This window comes from Pseudomonas sp. zfem002 (assembly GCF_032621685.1).
Taxonomy (GTDB): domain Bacteria; phylum Pseudomonadota; class Gammaproteobacteria; order Pseudomonadales; family Pseudomonadaceae; genus Aquipseudomonas; species Aquipseudomonas japonica.
Window position 1 is genome coordinate 12,588 of record NZ_JAVYJH010000041.1, and the last position, 14,927, is coordinate 27,514.

At 66.6% G+C, this 14,927-nt stretch carries 13 protein-coding genes; 4 read left to right on the forward strand and 9 right to left on the reverse strand.

Annotated features, from left to right (window positions below; all coding sequences use genetic code 11):
• Nucleotides 1-214: 214 nt before the first annotated feature.
• The 3 genes from RTI28_RS28990 (at nucleotide 215) to RTI28_RS29000 (ending at nucleotide 3,266) form a co-directional block, all read left to right on the forward strand.
• Complete coding sequence (locus tag RTI28_RS28990) at nucleotides 215-1,180, forward strand: ABC transporter substrate-binding protein (protein WP_316923675.1); 966 nt, start codon at nucleotides 215-217, stop codon at nucleotides 1,178-1,180.
• A 15-nt stretch (nucleotides 1,181-1,195) separates the two neighbouring features.
• Nucleotides 1,196-2,152, forward strand: coding sequence for an aliphatic sulfonate ABC transporter substrate-binding protein (locus RTI28_RS28995; RefSeq protein WP_316923676.1), 957 nt, complete (start codon nucleotides 1,196-1,198; stop codon nucleotides 2,150-2,152).
• A gap of 76 nt (nucleotides 2,153-2,228) precedes the next feature.
• Nucleotides 2,229-3,266: an NADP(H)-dependent aldo-keto reductase gene (locus tag RTI28_RS29000; RefSeq protein WP_316923677.1), complete on the forward strand. Its 1,038-nt coding sequence runs from the start codon at nucleotides 2,229-2,231 to the stop codon at nucleotides 3,264-3,266.
• Nucleotides 3,267-3,362: 96 nt separating this feature from the next.
• Here RTI28_RS29000 and RTI28_RS29005 read toward each other — a convergent pair whose 3' ends face one another.
• The 5 genes from RTI28_RS29005 to RTI28_RS29025 all read right to left on the reverse strand — a co-directional run bounded on the left by RTI28_RS29005 (nucleotide 3,363) and on the right by RTI28_RS29025 (nucleotide 9,679).
• On the reverse strand, nucleotides 3,363-5,804 hold the full coding sequence (locus tag RTI28_RS29005; RefSeq protein WP_316923678.1) for a TonB-dependent siderophore receptor: 2,442 nt from the start codon (nucleotides 5,802-5,804) through the stop codon (nucleotides 3,363-3,365).
• Nucleotides 5,805-5,899: 95 nt separating this feature from the next.
• Nucleotides 5,900-6,874 (reverse strand): FecR domain-containing protein, encoded by a 975-nt coding sequence (locus tag RTI28_RS29010; RefSeq protein WP_316923679.1) that lies wholly within the window; start codon nucleotides 6,872-6,874, stop codon nucleotides 5,900-5,902.
• A complete protein-coding gene (locus RTI28_RS29015; protein ID WP_316923680.1) occupies nucleotides 6,871-7,383 on the reverse strand; it encodes a sigma-70 family RNA polymerase sigma factor in 513 nt (170 codons plus the stop codon). Before RTI28_RS29015 ends, RTI28_RS29010 begins: the two co-directional genes overlap by 4 nt.
• Nucleotides 7,384-7,468: 85 nt before the next feature.
• Complete coding sequence (dsdA, locus tag RTI28_RS29020; RefSeq protein WP_316923681.1) at nucleotides 7,469-8,806, reverse strand: D-serine ammonia-lyase; 1,338 nt, start codon at nucleotides 8,804-8,806, stop codon at nucleotides 7,469-7,471.
• 180 nt (nucleotides 8,807-8,986) lie between these two features.
• Complete coding sequence (locus tag RTI28_RS29025) at nucleotides 8,987-9,679, reverse strand: N-acetyltransferase (RefSeq protein WP_316923682.1); 693 nt, start codon at nucleotides 9,677-9,679, stop codon at nucleotides 8,987-8,989.
• 375 nt (nucleotides 9,680-10,054) lie between these two features.
• Between RTI28_RS29025 and RTI28_RS29030 the strand changes: the two genes are divergently transcribed.
• Entirely contained in the window at nucleotides 10,055-11,254 is a 1,200-nt protein-coding gene (locus tag RTI28_RS29030; RefSeq protein ID WP_316923683.1) for a sugar transporter, read from the forward strand.
• Here the strand turns inward: RTI28_RS29030 and RTI28_RS29035 are convergent.
• From RTI28_RS29035 to RTI28_RS29050, 4 genes are all read right to left on the reverse strand, one after another.
• Complete coding sequence (locus RTI28_RS29035; protein ID WP_316923684.1) at nucleotides 11,221-12,744, reverse strand: FAD-dependent monooxygenase; 1,524 nt, start codon at nucleotides 12,742-12,744, stop codon at nucleotides 11,221-11,223. The genes RTI28_RS29030 and RTI28_RS29035 overlap by 34 nt on opposite strands.
• Before the next feature lie 44 nt (nucleotides 12,745-12,788).
• Entirely contained in the window at nucleotides 12,789-13,352 is a 564-nt protein-coding gene (locus RTI28_RS29040) for a TetR/AcrR family transcriptional regulator (protein ID WP_316923685.1), read from the reverse strand.
• Between the two features lie 66 nt (nucleotides 13,353-13,418).
• Nucleotides 13,419-14,123: an SDR family NAD(P)-dependent oxidoreductase gene (locus tag RTI28_RS29045; protein WP_316923686.1), complete on the reverse strand. Its 705-nt coding sequence runs from the start codon at nucleotides 14,121-14,123 to the stop codon at nucleotides 13,419-13,421.
• Nucleotides 14,120-14,725 (reverse strand): 2-hydroxychromene-2-carboxylate isomerase, encoded by a 606-nt coding sequence (locus RTI28_RS29050; RefSeq protein WP_316923687.1) that lies wholly within the window; start codon nucleotides 14,723-14,725, stop codon nucleotides 14,120-14,122. The genes RTI28_RS29045 and RTI28_RS29050 overlap by 4 nt, the downstream gene beginning before the upstream one ends.
• Nucleotides 14,726-14,927 lie beyond the last annotated feature (202 nt).

Here is a 14,927-nt window from a genome sequence, read left to right on the forward strand (position 1 = left end):
GGCTTATGACCGTATGCGCGATATAAGGCGATGTAAAATTCTTTATGGTTCTAAGCTAATGGCGATAATGAAAAAATGTTCGCATATTAGGTTATGACCAAAATGCATTTCACTGATTATCAGCGACTCGTTACAGTCACCTCACATTCGCCACGCCGCGGATGGAACCCAGAACCTGACAACAGGCTGCTGTCCAGCCTTGAGGAGCGTCGCGATGATCCCCTTCACCCGAATCCTGGCCTTCGGTGCCGCCTTGCTGCTGGCGAGCCCGGCTTTCGCCGCCGAGCGCCTCGAACTGCGCGTCGGCGACCAGAAAGGCAACATGCGCGCCCAGCTGGAGGCCGCCGACGAGCTGCGCGACCTGCCCTACGACATCCGCTGGGCCGAGTTTCCCGCCGCCGCGCCGCTGGCTGAAGCCTTGAACGCCGGGGCCATCGATGCCGGGATCATCGGTGACGCACCGCTGCTGTTCGCCCTGGCCTCGGGCGCGCAGGTCAAGGCCATCGCCGTCGACAAGTCCGACCCCTACGGCATCGCCGTGCTGGTGCAGCCGGCTTCGCCACTGCGCAGCGCGGCCGACCTGAAGGGCAAGCGCATCGCCACCGGGCGCGGCTCCATCGGTCATTTCGTCGCGCTCAAGGCCCTGGCCAGCGCCGGGCTCAGCGAGAAGGACGTGGAGTTTCGCTTTCTCGGCCCGGTGGACGCCAAGGTCGCCCTGGCCAATGGCTCGGTGGACGCCTGGTCGACCTGGGAACCCTACACCGCGCTGGCCGAGCTGAGCGGGCAGGGGCGGGTGCTGGTCAACGGCCGCGGCCTGTCCAGCGGCAACAGCTTTCTCGCCGCCACCGACAAGGCCCTGGCCGACCCGGCACGGCGTGCCGCCCTGCAGGATTACCTGAGCCGCCTGGCCCGGGCCGAGGACTGGGCCAAGCGCAATATCGACAGCTATTCGAAGAACCTCGCGCAGATCATCGGCTTCCCGGTGGAGGCCGCGCGCCTGCAGTACGAGCGGCGCCAGGCGCGCTGGCAGGCGGTGGACAGCCAGACCATCGGCGAGCAGCAGGCCACCGCCGACTTCTACCAGGCCCACGGCCTGATCGCCGAGCGCCTCGACGTGGCGCCGACCTTCGCCAGCGGCTTCGTGCTGCCTGGCACCGCACAACTCACCAAGACCCCCTGATCCGGAGCCTTTCCCATGATTCCTTTCAAGCGTCTGTACCGGCTTGCCGCCGCCGTGGTGCTGGGCGCCAGTCTCGCCGGCACCGCCAGTGGCGAAACCCTGCGCATCGGCTACCAGAAATCCTCGACCCTGCTGACCCTGCTCAAGGCCCAGGGCAACCTCGAACAACAGTTGAAGGCCCAAGGCATCGATGTCACCTGGCATGAGTTCGCCAGTGGCCTGCCGCTGCTCGAAGCCCTCAACCTGGGCAATGTCGATGTGTCCGCCGATGTCGCCGATACCGTGCCGGTGTTCGCCCAGGCGGCCGGGGCGAAGCTGACCTATTTCGCTCGGGAGACGCCGTCGCCGCTGGCCCAGGCCATTCTCGTACCGGCGGATTCGGCACTGAAGAGCCTCGCCGACCTCAAGGGCAAGAAGATCGCCGTGACCAAGGCCGCCGGCAGCCATTACCTGCTGATCCAGGCGCTGGCCAAGGCCGGCTTGAACTTCAGTGACATCCAGCCGGCCTACCTGATTCCGGCCGATGGCCGCGCCGCATTCGAGAACCGCAAGGTGGATGCCTGGGTAACCTGGGATCCCTATGTCGCCAGCGCCCAGCGCCAGCAGCATGCCAAGGTTCTCAGCGATGGCCAGGGCCTCGCCAGCTACCAGCGTTACTACCTGGCCTCCAGCGATTACGCCAAGGCCCATCCCGAGGTGCTCGACACCCTGTTCGGCGCGCTGAGCGGGGCGGGCAAGTGGCTCAAGGCCAACCCCAACGAGGCTGCCAGGGTCCTCGGCCCGCTGTGGGGCAACCTCGATGTGGCGACGGTCGAGCAGGCCAACGGCCGACGCAGTTATGATGTGCAGCCGGTGGGACACGACAACCTCGCCGAACAGCAGCAGATCGCCGATGTGTTCTTCGCCCAGGGCCTGCTGCCGCGCAAGATCGACGCCAGTGCCGTGGAGTTGTTCCAGCCCCGTGTGCGCTGAGGCCGTCACCGAATACAGGCTGCCGGCGCCGTTCGCGGTGTCGGCGGCCTTCGCCGTTTCGACAAAGGAGTGATTCATGGAAAAGCGTCAACTGGGCAACAGCGGCATCGCCGTCAGCGCCATCGCCCTCGGCACCATGACCTGGGGTGAGCAGAACAGCGAGTCCGAGGCCTTCGAGCAGATTCAGGTGGCGCGCGAGGCCGGGGTCAATTTCATCGACACCGCGGAGATGTACCCGGTGCCGCCGATCGCGAGAACCTATGGCGAAACCGAGCGCATCATCGGCAACTACTTCGCCCGCTTCGGCGGTCGCGAGCAGTGGGTGCTGGCGAGCAAGGTCGCCGGCCCGCAGCGTATCGAGCATATCCGCGGCGGCACCGCGCGGCTGGACCGGGCCAATATCACCGCGGCCCTGGAAGACAGCCTCAAGCGCCTGCAGACCGACTATCTGGACCTCTACCAACTGCACTGGCCGGACCGCCAGACCAACTTCTTCGGCCAGCTGGGCTACGTGCACGACGCCAATGAAGAAGCGATCGCCATCGAGGAGACCCTCGAGGTGCTGGACGATCTGGTCAAGGCCGGCAAGATCCGTCATATCGGCCTGTCCAACGAGACCCCGTGGGGCGTGGCGCGCTTCCTGCACCTGGCCGAGACCCGTGGCTGGCCGCGGGCGGTGTCGATCCAGAACCCCTACAGCCTGTTGAACCGCAGCTATGAGGTGGGCCTGGCGGAGATCTCCATTCGCGAGAACGTCGGGCTGCTGGCCTATTCGCCGCTGGCGTTCGGCGTGCTGTCGGGCAAGTACCTCAATGGCGCGCAGCCGCCGAAAGGGCGCCTGACCCTGTTCGACCGCTTCCAGCGCTACAACAACCCGCAGGTGGAACGCGCCACCGCGGCCTACGTCGCGCTCGCCCGCGAGCACGGGGTGGATCCGGCACAGCTGGCGCTGGCCTATGTCACCAGCCGGCCGTTCCTGACCAGCAACATCATCGGCGCGACGACGCTGGAACAGCTGCAGAGCAACCTGGCCAGTGTCGAGGTGCAATTGACCGAGGAATTGCTGCAGGGGATCGAGGCGATCCATGTGCAGCAGCCGAATCCTGCGCCTTGATCCAAAACCCGGGGCCGCGTTGCGGCCCTTTCGCGGGCAAGCCGCGCTCCTACAAGAAGCGCGTACCACCGTAGGAGCGCGGCTTGCCCGCGAAGCTCACCACTGGTAACTCACCTCGGCCACCACACTGCGCCCTTCACCCAGGTTGCAGGCCAGGGCGAAGAAGCATGATGCGACGTAGTACTTGTCCGTCAGGTTGTGCACATTGACGCTGGCCTTGACCCCCTGCAGCGTCGGGTCGAGCTTGCCCAGGTCGTAGCGCACCGCTGCGTCGTACAGGGTGTAGGACGGCACCTTGAAGGTGTTCAGCGCGTCACCGTAGGTATAACCGGTGTAGCGCGCACCGATGCCGATGCTCAGGCCCTGCAGCGGATCGAACGGAACGCTGTAGTCGGCCCAGACCGAGGCCAGTTTCGCCGGCACCTTGAACGGCTGTTTGCCCTGGTTGCCGTCGTTGCTCCGGGTCACTTCGACATCGCTGTAGGAGAGCGAGCCGGTGAGCTTCAGGTCCTCGGCCACGGTGGTGATCGCTTCCAGTTCCACGCCTTTGGAGCGGATCTCGCCGGTCTGGATGCTGTAGCGCTCGTTCAGCGGATCGTTGGTGATCGCGTTTTCCTTGCGCAGGTCGTACAGCGACAGGGTTATCTGCGTTTCGCTGCCTGGCGGCTGGTAACGCAGGCCCACCTCGTACTGCTTGCCACGTTCCGGTTCGAAGTCCTTGCCGCCTCGCTCCGGCGCACTGCTGCCGGTCACCGGGTTGAACGACTCGGCATAGCTGACATAGGGCGCGAAACCGTTGTCGAACAGGTACACCAGGCCGGCGCGGCCAGTGAAGTCGTCCCAGTCCTGATCGGCGGTTTCCGTGCCGCTCCAGCGGTCGGTCGTGCGGCTGCGGGCGTAGTCCTGGCGTCCGCCGAGGGTCATGACCCAGCGCTCGTATTTGAGCTGGTCCTGGAAGTAGTAGCCCAACTGGCTGGTGCGCTGGCGGTTGTTGACCCAGGCGCTGTACGCCGAGGTATCCACCGCTGCGCCGTACACCGGGTCGAACACGTTGATCGGCGTGGCGCTGCCCCATTTCTCGTTGCGCACCGAGCGGCTCCAGCTGTAGTCGACGCCCAGCAGCGTGGTGTGGTGCACGGGGCCGGTGGCGAAGCGCGCCTGCAACTGGTTGTCCAGCGCCAGGTGTTCGCCATAGGCATGGCGGAGCTGGTAGTTGCGCCTGATCGAGGCGTTGGGCACACCGTCGCTGCCGGTCACCAGGCCGCTGACCCGGGCCAGGTAGTTTTCCTGGTTGTCGTAGTCGCTGAAGCGCAGGTTCTGCCGGAAGGTCCAGGTGTCGTCGAAGGCATGGCTGAATTCATAGCCCGCCGAGGTGCTTTCCACTTCCTCGAAATCGAAGTCCGGCTCGCCGATGAAGCGCTCCATCGGCACCTTGCCATAGGGGCTGCTGCCGTTCACCGCGGCCCAGGGGATGTTGCTCGGGGCCAGGGCCTTGTTCTTCTGGTAGGAGGCCAGCAGCGTCAGGCTGGTGTACTCGTCGGGGCGCCAGGTCAGGCTCGGCGCGACATAGGCGCGATCGTCGGCGGTGTGGTCGTAGGCGCCGTCCGCCTCGCGGCCCAGGGCGACGAAACGGTAGCTCAGGGTGTCGCTGAGCGGGCCGCTGGTGTCCAGGGTCAGTTGCCGGCGGTGGTTGTTGCCGAAGGACAGGCCGACCTCGCCGCGTTCGTAGTCGGTCGGGCGCTTGGAGATCGTGTTGACCATGCCGCCTGGATCGTTCTGGCCGTAGAGGATCGAGGTCGGGCCCTTGAGCACCTCGACCCGCTCCAGGCCGTAGGGCTCCTCGCCGAACATGCCGAAGAAGCCCAGCGGCCGCAGGCGCAGGCCGTCGCGGTAGGTGAAGGAAATCGCGTAGCCGCGCAGGAAGATATTGTCCGCTGCATTGTTCGCGCCGCCGCCGTCGGTGCGCACCCCGGAGGTGTAGCGCAGGGCTTCGTCGATGCGCTGCGCGCCGATGTCGTCCATGCGCTCGCGGGTGACCACGGAGATCGCCTGCGGGTTCTCCAGCATCGGCGTGTCGGTCTTGGTCGCGGTGGTGGTGCGCCGGGCGACGTAGCCCGCGACCGGTCCCAGCGGATGGTCCTGGGTGTCCCGCGCCATGACGCTGGTGGCGTCCAGCTCCAGCACGGTCGAAGCGCCTGCCTGCGGGACCAGGCGATAACCGCCGCTCGCCAGGGCCACGGCCTGCAGACCGCTGCCGGCGAGCAGTTGTGCCAGTGCCTGTTCGGCGCTGAAGCGACCCTGCACGGCGTGACTGTGCTTGCCGGCGAGGTCGGCGGGGTCGAAGGCGATGTTCAGGCCGGTCTCGCGGCTCAGTTGGGTCAGGGCCTGGTCGAGGGTCGCGACGGGAATGCTGAAGAGTTGCTCGGCTGCCTGCGCGTAGGCCGCGGCGGGCAGCGTGGCGGCCAGGCCAAGGGACAGGAAGGCGCTGCGCAACAGGGCGCGCATCGGGGTGGGCGTCGAGGGAATACGGCTGTTCAAGGGTGGTTCTCGTGTGCAGTGTTGGAGGGGTTCTGATCTGTATGCCGGGCCAGATCGAAAACCCCTTCACGCCGCGGAGGATTTTTTCGTTGTGGTTACCCGGGCAGCAGGCGTACCCAGTAGCGGGTCAGGCGTTGCAGCTGCAGGCGGTGGGCCTGGGCGATGAAGGCGAGCGTGGCGTCCGGGTCGTCCAGCTGGAAATTCCCGCTGACCGGCAGGTTGGCGATCTGCGGATCGCAACCCAGGTAGCCATGGCGATAGCGCGCCAGTTCCGCGAGCACCTCGTGCAGCGGTTGGTTGCGCGCCATCAGCAGTCCATCGCGCCAGGCTGCGGTTTCGCCCGGCGGCGTGTTCAGGCGGCGCGCTTGTCGGGCGTCGAGCCGCCAGCTTTCTCCGGCACGGGCGATGGCATCCTCGCCGCCCTGGGCGGGATGCAGGCGCACGCTGCCCTCCAGCAAGGCCAGGCGCGCGCCATGCTCTTCCAGGCGCACGCTGAAGCGCGTACCCAGTGCCTCGAACAGACCGAAGGGGGTGGCGACCCGTAGCGGTCGTTTGCTGGCGGACGCGGAATCGCTGCCGCTGAGCAGGTGGATTTCCCCGCGCAGCAGTTCGATCAGGCGCTGGCTGGCATCGTAGTGAAGGGCAACGGCGCTGTCGGTGTTGAGGTCGATCAGGCTGTCGTCGCTCAGGCGCCATTGCCGGCGTTCGCCCACCCGGGTGCTGTAGTCGGCGTTCAGGCGCTGCCACGGGGCGATGTCGGCGGCGCTCCAGCTGCCGGCCCCGACGATCGCGAACAGGCCCAGCAGCTTGAGCATCGTGCGCCGCTGCAGGCGTGCTTCCGGCAGTTTCTGCAAGGTTTGCAGGGCCAGTTGCGGCGGCATGCCGGTGAAACGCGCGGTCAGGCTCTGGATGCGCTGCCAGGCGCGGGCGTGGTCGTCATGTTCGCCGAGCCAGCGTTCGAAGGCTGCGTGGCTGGCCGCGTCGACCGTGTTGTAGGCCAGTTTCACCTGCCAGTCGATGGCCTGCTCGATGACCCGTTCCGGCAGCGCCGGTGCCGTGTCCCGGCTCATGACGGCTGCTCGAAGACCAGCGCATAGCAATGGCGCAGGGCCTTGGCGATATGGCGTTCGACGGTGGACAGCGAGACCCCCAGCTGCGCGGCGATGCGCGGGCAACTCATGCCCTCCAGCTGGGCCAGGAGGAAGGCTTCACGGGTTTGCGGCTTGAGTTGGTCGAGCAGGCGATCGATGGCGATCAGCGACTCGATCACCAGCAGGCTGGTCTCGGGTGAGGGGGCTTCGCCCGCGGGCTGTTGCGCCAGGGTTTCCAGCCAGGCCTGCTCTATATCGCGGCGTCGCCAGAGGTCGATCACCAGGCCACGAGCCACCGTGCGCAGATAGGCGCGTGGTTCGTGCATCAGGGTGCACTGGCGACGGCGCAGGAGACGCACGAAGGTGTCCTGGGCCAGGTCGGCGGCATCGGCGCTGTCGTTCAGGCGGTTGCGCAACCAGCCTTGCAACCAGCCGTGGTGGTCGAGGTAGAGACGTTCGATATCGTGAGGGCTGGACTCGCCGGACATGCGAGCGCCTCCTTTCGCAAGTGATAAGTTGAATCATTATCACTTATGACAAAAGGTTTCGATAGCTCCGGATTGGCGATGAGCATCAGCGCGCGTTCAGCAGGGCGCGGCCAGTAGCCAGATAGGCCTCCATCTCCGCCTCGGGCACCATGCTGCCGCCGGTGGCCCAGATCAGGTGAGTGGCGTTGGCCATGTGCCGTTCGCTCAGGCCGAGGCGCTGGCGATAACCCTGGGTTTCCTCCAGCACCCGCTGCATCCCCGGCACCCCGGCCAGGGCCGAGGGCTCCAGGCGCAGACCTTCGCTGGCTTCCATCAGGGCCAGCAGCCGATGGAGGTTGTCGTCGCTGACCGTGTAGTGGCCATCGATCAGGCGCTGCATGGTCCGCCCGACGAAGCCCGACGGCCGGCCCACGGCCAGGCCGTCGGCGGCGGTGGCGTTGTCGATGCCGAAGTCGTAGACCGAGACCTGGTCATGCAGGCCGGTGCAGACGCCGAGCAGCATGCACGGCGAATGGGTCGGTTCGGCGAACAGGCAATGCACCGCGTCGCCGAACACCTGCTTGAGGCCGAAGGCCACGCCGCCGGGACCGCCACCGACGCCGCAGGGCAGGTAGACGAACAGCGGGTGTTCGGCGTCCACGACGATTCCGGCCTGGCGCAGCTGACCCTGCAGACGCAGGGCGGCGACGGCGTAGCCGAGAAACAGCTGGCGGGAATTCTCGTCGTCGACGAAATGGCAGAACGGATCGCCCTCGGCCTGACGCCGGCCTTCGGCCACGGCGACGCTGTAGTCGGTGGGATACTCGATCACCTGTACGCCGTGGGCGCGCAGTTTGTCCTTCTTCCATTGGCGGGCGTCGGCGGACATGTGCACCGTGGCCTGGAAGCCCAGGCGCGCGCTGATGATGCCGATCGACAGGCCGAGGTTGCCGGTGGAGCCGACGGCGATGCGGTACCGGGCGAAGAAGGCGCGGGCGGTGTCGCTGTCGAGTTGCGCGTAGTCGTCGCCGGGTTGCAGCAGGCCGGCGTCGAGGGCCAGGCGCTCGGCATGGACGAGGACCTCGTAGATGCCGCCGCGGGCCTTGATCGAACCGGAGATCGGCAGTTCGTTGTCGGCCTTCAGCCACAGCTGGCCGGGGCTGGTGCCCAGTGCGCGCTGCAGGGCGGGCAGGGGATACAGCGGCGATTCGATGATGCCGCCCGCCTCGCGGGTCTGTGGGAAGGCGGACTGGATGAAGGCGGCGAAGCGTTGCAGGCGTGCGCTGGCGTCATCCATGTCGGCGCGGGTCAGGGGCACGTCCGCCAGGGCTTCGGCGACCGCGGCGGTGTTGGGGTTGAACCAGGTGGTTTCGTTGAGGGCGACCAGTTCGGCGATGACCGGGTGTTCGCTGCACCAGTCCTGGACAGTCTTGATGAGAGGCATTGGGTGGCTCCGCGATGTTTTCGGGGACAGCGTTGCGGTCCTTCGCCGACAAGCCACTGTAGGAGCTGGCTTGCCTGCGAACGGGCGCGCAGCGGCCGCAATCCAGACCACCATTTAGCGCGACGGCACGCCGCAGAACAAGCGATCATCTGCCTGTCACGGATGACCCCAATTCACCCCTCAAGCCATCTCCACCTTCGCCACCGGCGCCACCCGTGGCTTGCACAGCGGCAGCAACCGCGAGCCCTCGTAGCGGCTCTCGCGAAACAGCTTCCAGCGCCCGAACAGCCCATAGACATGCATCACCCGGCCCTGCTCGTGATAACCCATGCGCAGGTGCAGCTTGAGCGCCGGCACGTTGTGCGTCTCCACCACGTCCACCACCCGGCTGCAGCCGAGCGCGTGCATGGCATTCCACAGGTTGACCTGGGCATCCACCGACAGGCTGCTGCCGAAGTAGGCCGGGATCATTTCGCCACCGAACTCGAAGAAGTCGCCGGGCGCCACCGGGAAGGTGCAGCCGTAGTAGTGGCGGTCGTCATAGTCGCGGGTGCTGGCCCAGATGAACGCCACCGCGTCGCCGTCGGCGTCCAGGTACATGTGCCCGACATGCCCCGCGCGGGCCAGTTCGCGCATGGTCTGCACGCGGTCGCCGAAGTGCCGGGCGAAGGCCCCGGCGTTGCCTTCGGTGATGGTCACCAGGCGCACCGGCGGGTGTTCCTTGAGGTTGTGCGCAGCCACCGGAGTGACCAGGTCGCGCTCCATCCACAGCAACTCCCAATGGAAGAACACATGGCGCTGCCACAGGGTGACCAGCGTACGGCGCAGGCCTTTGCGGCGGATTCGGGCGAGGATGGTTGGCAGTGCACGCATAAAGCCTCCGGCGGGGGTTGTGTCAAGAAAATGAACTTTTTTTCATGTATAGCGCAGCAATTTGCCATCCCGTCAAAATGCCACCGCATTAGTTGTTTCAAGATGTGTTAACTTGCAAAATGTCGCTCTATCACGGGCTTATCAGCCAGATTGCAGGTGATCGGAAAATAAAGCCGGGATTTTGACGATATTCTGGCGCCTGAATTCCCAGGGGCCCGCCAAAGCCCGTGCAGAGCGTTTGCGACGCGGGATAGGCTCACGTAGACTCGGCCGCACCCTTTTCTACAACGACCGCATGGCACATCCGAACCCCGCGTTCATGGATGCCTTTGTCACGTCCGCGATTCGTCCGTTTCCAGGAGTCCTGTCCACCGCATGAATAGCCCCGAACCCCGCAACGGCAGCTGGCTCAGCGTTTTCGCCCTGGCCCTGGGCGCCTTCATCGTCAACACCACCGAGTTCGTCCCGGTGGCGCTGCTCAGCGATATCGGGCGCAGCTTCGGTATGCCCAGCGCCCAGGTCGGCCTGATGCTCACGGTGTACGCCTGGGTGGTGTCGCTGACCTCGCTGCCGATGATGCTGCTGACCCGCAATATCGAACGCCGCCGGCTGCTCGGTTTCCTGTTCGTCCTGTTCATCCTCAGCCATGTGCTGTCCGGGTTGGCCACCAGCTTCGGCATGCTGCTGGTCAGTCGGGTCGGCATTGCCCTGTCCCACGCGGTGTTCTGGTCGATCACCGCTTCGCTGGCCGTGCGCGTGGCGCCACCGGGCCAGCAGGCCAAGGCCCTCGGCCTGCTGGCGACCGGCACCACCCTGGCCATGGTGCTGGGCATTCCGCTGGGGCGGGTGGTGGGGGAGGCGCTGGGCTGGCGCACCACCTTCTTCGGCATCGCCGTGGTCTCGGTGGCGACCCTGCTCTGGCTGCTGCGCTCGCTGCCGCTGCTGCCGAGCCAGAACTCCGGCTCGCTGCGCAGCCTGCCGCTGCTGCTCAAGCGCCCGGCGCTGATGTCGGTGTATGCCCTGGTGGTGCTGGTGATCACCGCGCAGTTTACCGGCTACAGCTATATCGAGCCGTTCACCCGGGAAATCGCGGCCATGAGCAGCGAAATGACCACCATCCTGTTGCTGGTGTATGGCGGTGCGGGGGTTTTCGGATCGCTGCTGTTCAGCCACTTCAGCGAGCGTTTCCCGCGGGGCTTCCTGATCGCTTCGATCGCCGCGCTGGGCGTGTGCCTGCTGCTGCTCCTGCCACTGGCCGGGATGCCGTGGCTGCTGTGCGCCCTGTGCGCGCTGTGGGGCATGGCGATCATGTGCTTCAGCCTGGCCCTGCAGTCGAAGGTGCTGCAACTGGCCTCCGATGCCACCGACGTGGCCATGGCCATGTTCTCCGGGCTGTACAACGTCGGTATCGGCGGCGGGGCGCTGCTGGGCAGCATCGTCGTCAGCCAGGTCGGCCTGTCCTCGATCGGTGCTGTCGGCGGCGTGCTGGCGGTCAGTGGCCTGCTCCTGTGCCTGTACGCCACCTGGCGTTTCTTCGCGGTTCAGCAGGGCCGCAGCGAGCGCTCGCTGAAGTAGCGCTCCAGCGCCGCGGTGGAGGACGACGCTTCGGCCAGCGCCACGTAGCTGTCCGGGCGCAGCAGGTACAAGGCGTTGCGCGCCAGCCCGGCGGCCTCGTGGGCCGGGCTCCAGGGGAACACGTGCAGGGGAATCTGCCGCGCCGCGCACCAGCCCGTCAGGTCCTTGCTGGCCAGGCCATAGACATGCACCTGCCAGCAGAGGCGCGCCAGGTCGGTGAAATTGTCGCTGGCGTCATCGTGGGCCCAGGGCAGGCGATCGCCGCCATGCACATGTCCGGCGCTGCCGAAACTCAAGGGCATCAACCGATAGTTGAGGGCGGTCTGCGACACCGTGCGGAACATGAACGCACGCACCTTGGCCATCGCCACCAGGCGCGACAGCAGCACCGGTGCCAGGCGGGTGCGCAACAGGTTGGCGATGCGCCCGTTGGCGCTGACGAAGTTGAACACCTGGTCGGTGGTCGCCACCAGGCGCTCGGCGAAGGCCTTGCGCTCGATCTCGTAGCTGGCCAGCAGTTCATCGCTGGCCTTGCCGTGAAGGACGCTGGCGAGTTTCCAGGCCAGGTTGATGGCATCGCCGATCCCGGTGTTCATGCCCTGGCCGCCGGCCGGGCTGTGCACATGGGCGGCGTCGCCGAGGAGAAACGCGCGCTGGCGGCGAAAGTGCGCGGCGACGCGGTGATGCACGCGGTAGGTGGAGAACCAGTTGACCTGCTCCACCTGCACTTTCATGTGCTCCATGGCACGGCTGCTGACGTCCTCGAAACGCAGGTTTTCCGGGTGCTCCGCGCGTTCGTCGCGGACCGTGCCGATCAGCCGCGCGCGGCCGCTGCCGGCCAGCGGGAAGACCGCGAGGAAATCCGCATCGTCGAGGTCCACGTGCAGTTCGCCGTTCAGCGCCGGGCCCGAGGCCTGCACATCGGCGACATAGAACACCTGCTGGTAGGTGCCCCCGGGAAAGCCGATGTCCAGGGCCTTGCGCACCGTCGAACGGGCGCCGTCGCAGCCGGCGAGGAAGGTCGCGGCGCAGTCCTCTTCGCGGCCATCGGCGTGGCGCAGGCGGGCATGGGCCTGCTGTTCGTCCTGGTGCAGTTCGAGCAGTTCGGTGTTCCACTCGACGCTCACCCCGAAGCCCTGCAGGCGCTCGATCAGCAGCTTCTCGTGTTCGTCCTGGGGAAAGATGTGCAGGAAGGGGTAGGGCGTCAGGCTGGCGCCGATCGTGCCCAGGGACAGCTTCGCCGCCGGCTGGCCCCTGACCCAGAGATTGGCCGCCGGCACCTGGTGACCGCGCTCGACCACGGCATCGGCCAGGTCCAGCTGGCGATACAGCTCCAGGGTCCGTGCCTGGACCGCCAGGGCCCGCGAGGTGGTGCCGGGGCCGGCGGCCTTGTCGACGATCCGCACCGCCACGCCGAGCTTGCTCAACCACAGTGCGAGGACCAGGCCCGTGGGGCCGGCGCCGATGATCAGGACTTCTGTGCCATTCATGCCACGCTCTCCTGGTGATGGTCAGGAGAGTGTAGAGGCGGGTATCAGTCTTCGCCGAAACGGTCCAGCAGGAAGTGCTGCACGCTGGCGAGGATTTCCCGCGACAGCTCGTCATCCGCGCAGGCCCGCGCCAGGCCCAGGGCGCCGACCATGGCGCTGAAGGCGACGATGGCCTCCTGGCGTTTTTCCCCGTCGACGCCGCCGAGCAGGGCGGCGATGCCCTTGAAGTTGCCGCGCAGCTTGCGCGTGTACAGCTCGCGGGCCTCGCCCTCGACCCGGCCGATATCGCTGACCAGGGCGCCGACCGCGCAGCCGCTGCCGACGCCGTCGCGGTGTTCGACGCTGAGGTAGTCGCCGACCATCGCCTGGAAGTTGTGCCGCGCCAGTTTCTGCGGGTCTTCGGAGCGCTTGAGGGCAACGTCCAGCGCCTCGGCCACCAACTGGTCGCGGGATTCGAAATGCTTGTAGAAGCCGCCATGGGTCAGGCCGGCTTCCTTCATCAGGTTGGCAATGCTCAGGCCGTCGAGGCCCAGTTCGCAGAAGCGTTGCGCCGCGAGGTTGACGATGCGCTCGTGGGTGTTCTGCTTGCTGGCTTGGGAATGGCCCATGCTGGTTGTCCTCGTGGCGTGATCCGGGGGCGGATCATAGCACCCGGCCCCCGGACGCGGTTCACCTCACCAGGTCTCGCCGTACGGGCGCACTTCCGTGAGGAAGGTCCAGGCGCTGCGCGGCTGCTGGATCAAATGGCCGACCTCGGCGGCGATATCCGCCGGCTGGATGAAGAACTCGTCCGGCTTGGTCGGGTGCAGCTTGCGCGTCCATTCCATGTCGATCACCGCGTCGATCACCAGGTAGGCGACATGCACGCCCTTGGGCCCCAGCTCGCGGGCGATGGATTCGCTGAGGATGCGCTGCGCCGCCTTGCTCGGGGCGAACCCGGCGAAATGCGTCCTGCCGCGCAGGGCGGAGGTATTGCCGGTGACGATGATCGCTCCCTGGCCCTTGTCGACCATGGCGGGCGACAGGGCGCGGGCCAGATGCAGCAGGGCCATGACGTTGGTCTGGAAATTGGTGTCCAGGGCCTGCGGGTCGATCTCCATGAAGTTGCCGAAGGTGGCGCCGACCGCGTTGTGCACCAGCACGTCGGCGTGGCCGAGGCGGCTGTGGATCTGCTCCAGGGTCTGTTGCAGGCCTTGGCTGTCGGTGACATCGACGGGGAAGGCATGGGTGTCCGGCAGTTCGCTGGCCAGTTGCGCCAGGCGCTCGGCGTTGCGGGCGAGCATCGCCACCCGGTAGCCGTCGGCGACCAGGCGGCGGACGATGGAGGCGCCGGTGCCGGGGCCGACACCGGTGACGATGGCGAGTTTTTTCGGGGTCATGCGTGAACTCCTTTTGCTTGCTGAAGGGCGGCGCGAACGAAGTCGAGCCGGTCGTTGCCGAAGAACATCTCGTCGTTGCAGAAGAAGGTCGGCACGCCGAACACCCCGCGCTGCACGGCGACGGCGTTGTTGGCGGCCAGTTGTTCGTGGATTGCCGGGGTGTCGGCGAGGTGCCAGATATCGCTGTCGATGTTCAGGGTGCGCAGGAAGGCGCTGCGGGTGTCGCTGCTGGCGAGGTCGTCGTTGCCGGCCCAGACCGCGGCGAACAGCGCCGGGTGGAAGGTTTCGAAGACCCCGGCCTGCTGCGCGGCGACGGCGGCGCGGACCAGCAGGGCGCCCTCGAGCCGCCCCGCGCGAATGGCCTGGAGCAACGCGCCATTGGGTGCGAACGGCACCTGGTACAGCGCCGCCCAGCGCGCGGCATCGATGCCGGAGTAGCGCAGCTTGGGCGGGCAGGCGGGCGAGGGCTGGTTCCCGACCTGCTTCATCACCGCGAGGATGTCGATGGGCAGGTACTCGACCGGGTGGTCCAGGCCGGGCAGGCGGGTGTTGGCGAGGTAGGCGTAGGGGCTGAGGTAGTCGAAGACGGATTGGAGATGCATGGATCTCGTTCCTGTGTCGGGTGGCTGGTGGTGTGGATGTTATTCATCATCCTAAATGGATGTCAATCGACATCCTCATGAGTGGTCACTGGGCGAGGGCTGTGTGTCTGGCAGGAATCCCTGTGGGAGCGGGCGTTGCCCGCGATGAGGCCGGCACTGACAAAGGTGGCGCCCGGGACTACGCCATCGCGGGCAACGCCCG

What these genes read in the sequence shown, in the direction of transcription:
- RTI28_RS28990 (WP_316923675.1), top strand. Translation starts at nt 215, where the DNA reads ATGATCCCCTTCACCCGAATCCTGGCCTTCGGTGCCGCCTTGCTGCTG.
- RTI28_RS28995 (WP_316923676.1), top strand. Translation starts at nt 1,196, where the DNA reads ATGATTCCTTTCAAGCGTCTGTACCGGCTTGCCGCCGCCGTGGTGCTG.
- RTI28_RS29000 (WP_316923677.1), top strand. Translation starts at nt 2,229, where the DNA reads ATGGAAAAGCGTCAACTGGGCAACAGCGGCATCGCCGTCAGCGCCATC.
- RTI28_RS29010 (WP_316923679.1), bottom strand. Translation starts at nt 6,874, where the DNA reads ATGAGCCGGGACACGGCACCGGCGCTGCCGGAACGGGTCATCGAGCAG.
- RTI28_RS29015 (WP_316923680.1), bottom strand. Translation starts at nt 7,383, where the DNA reads ATGTCCGGCGAGTCCAGCCCTCACGATATCGAACGTCTCTACCTCGAC.
- dsdA (WP_316923681.1), bottom strand. Translation starts at nt 8,806, where the DNA reads ATGCCTCTCATCAAGACTGTCCAGGACTGGTGCAGCGAACACCCGGTC.
- RTI28_RS29025 (WP_316923682.1), bottom strand. Translation starts at nt 9,679, where the DNA reads ATGCGTGCACTGCCAACCATCCTCGCCCGAATCCGCCGCAAAGGCCTG.
- RTI28_RS29030 (WP_316923683.1), top strand. Translation starts at nt 10,055, where the DNA reads ATGAATAGCCCCGAACCCCGCAACGGCAGCTGGCTCAGCGTTTTCGCC.
- RTI28_RS29035 (WP_316923684.1), bottom strand. Translation starts at nt 12,744, where the DNA reads ATGAATGGCACAGAAGTCCTGATCATCGGCGCCGGCCCCACGGGCCTG.
- RTI28_RS29040 (WP_316923685.1), bottom strand. Translation starts at nt 13,352, where the DNA reads ATGGGCCATTCCCAAGCCAGCAAGCAGAACACCCACGAGCGCATCGTC.
- RTI28_RS29045 (WP_316923686.1), bottom strand. Translation starts at nt 14,123, where the DNA reads ATGACCCCGAAAAAACTCGCCATCGTCACCGGTGTCGGCCCCGGCACC.
- RTI28_RS29050 (WP_316923687.1), bottom strand. Translation starts at nt 14,725, where the DNA reads ATGCATCTCCAATCCGTCTTCGACTACCTCAGCCCCTACGCCTACCTC.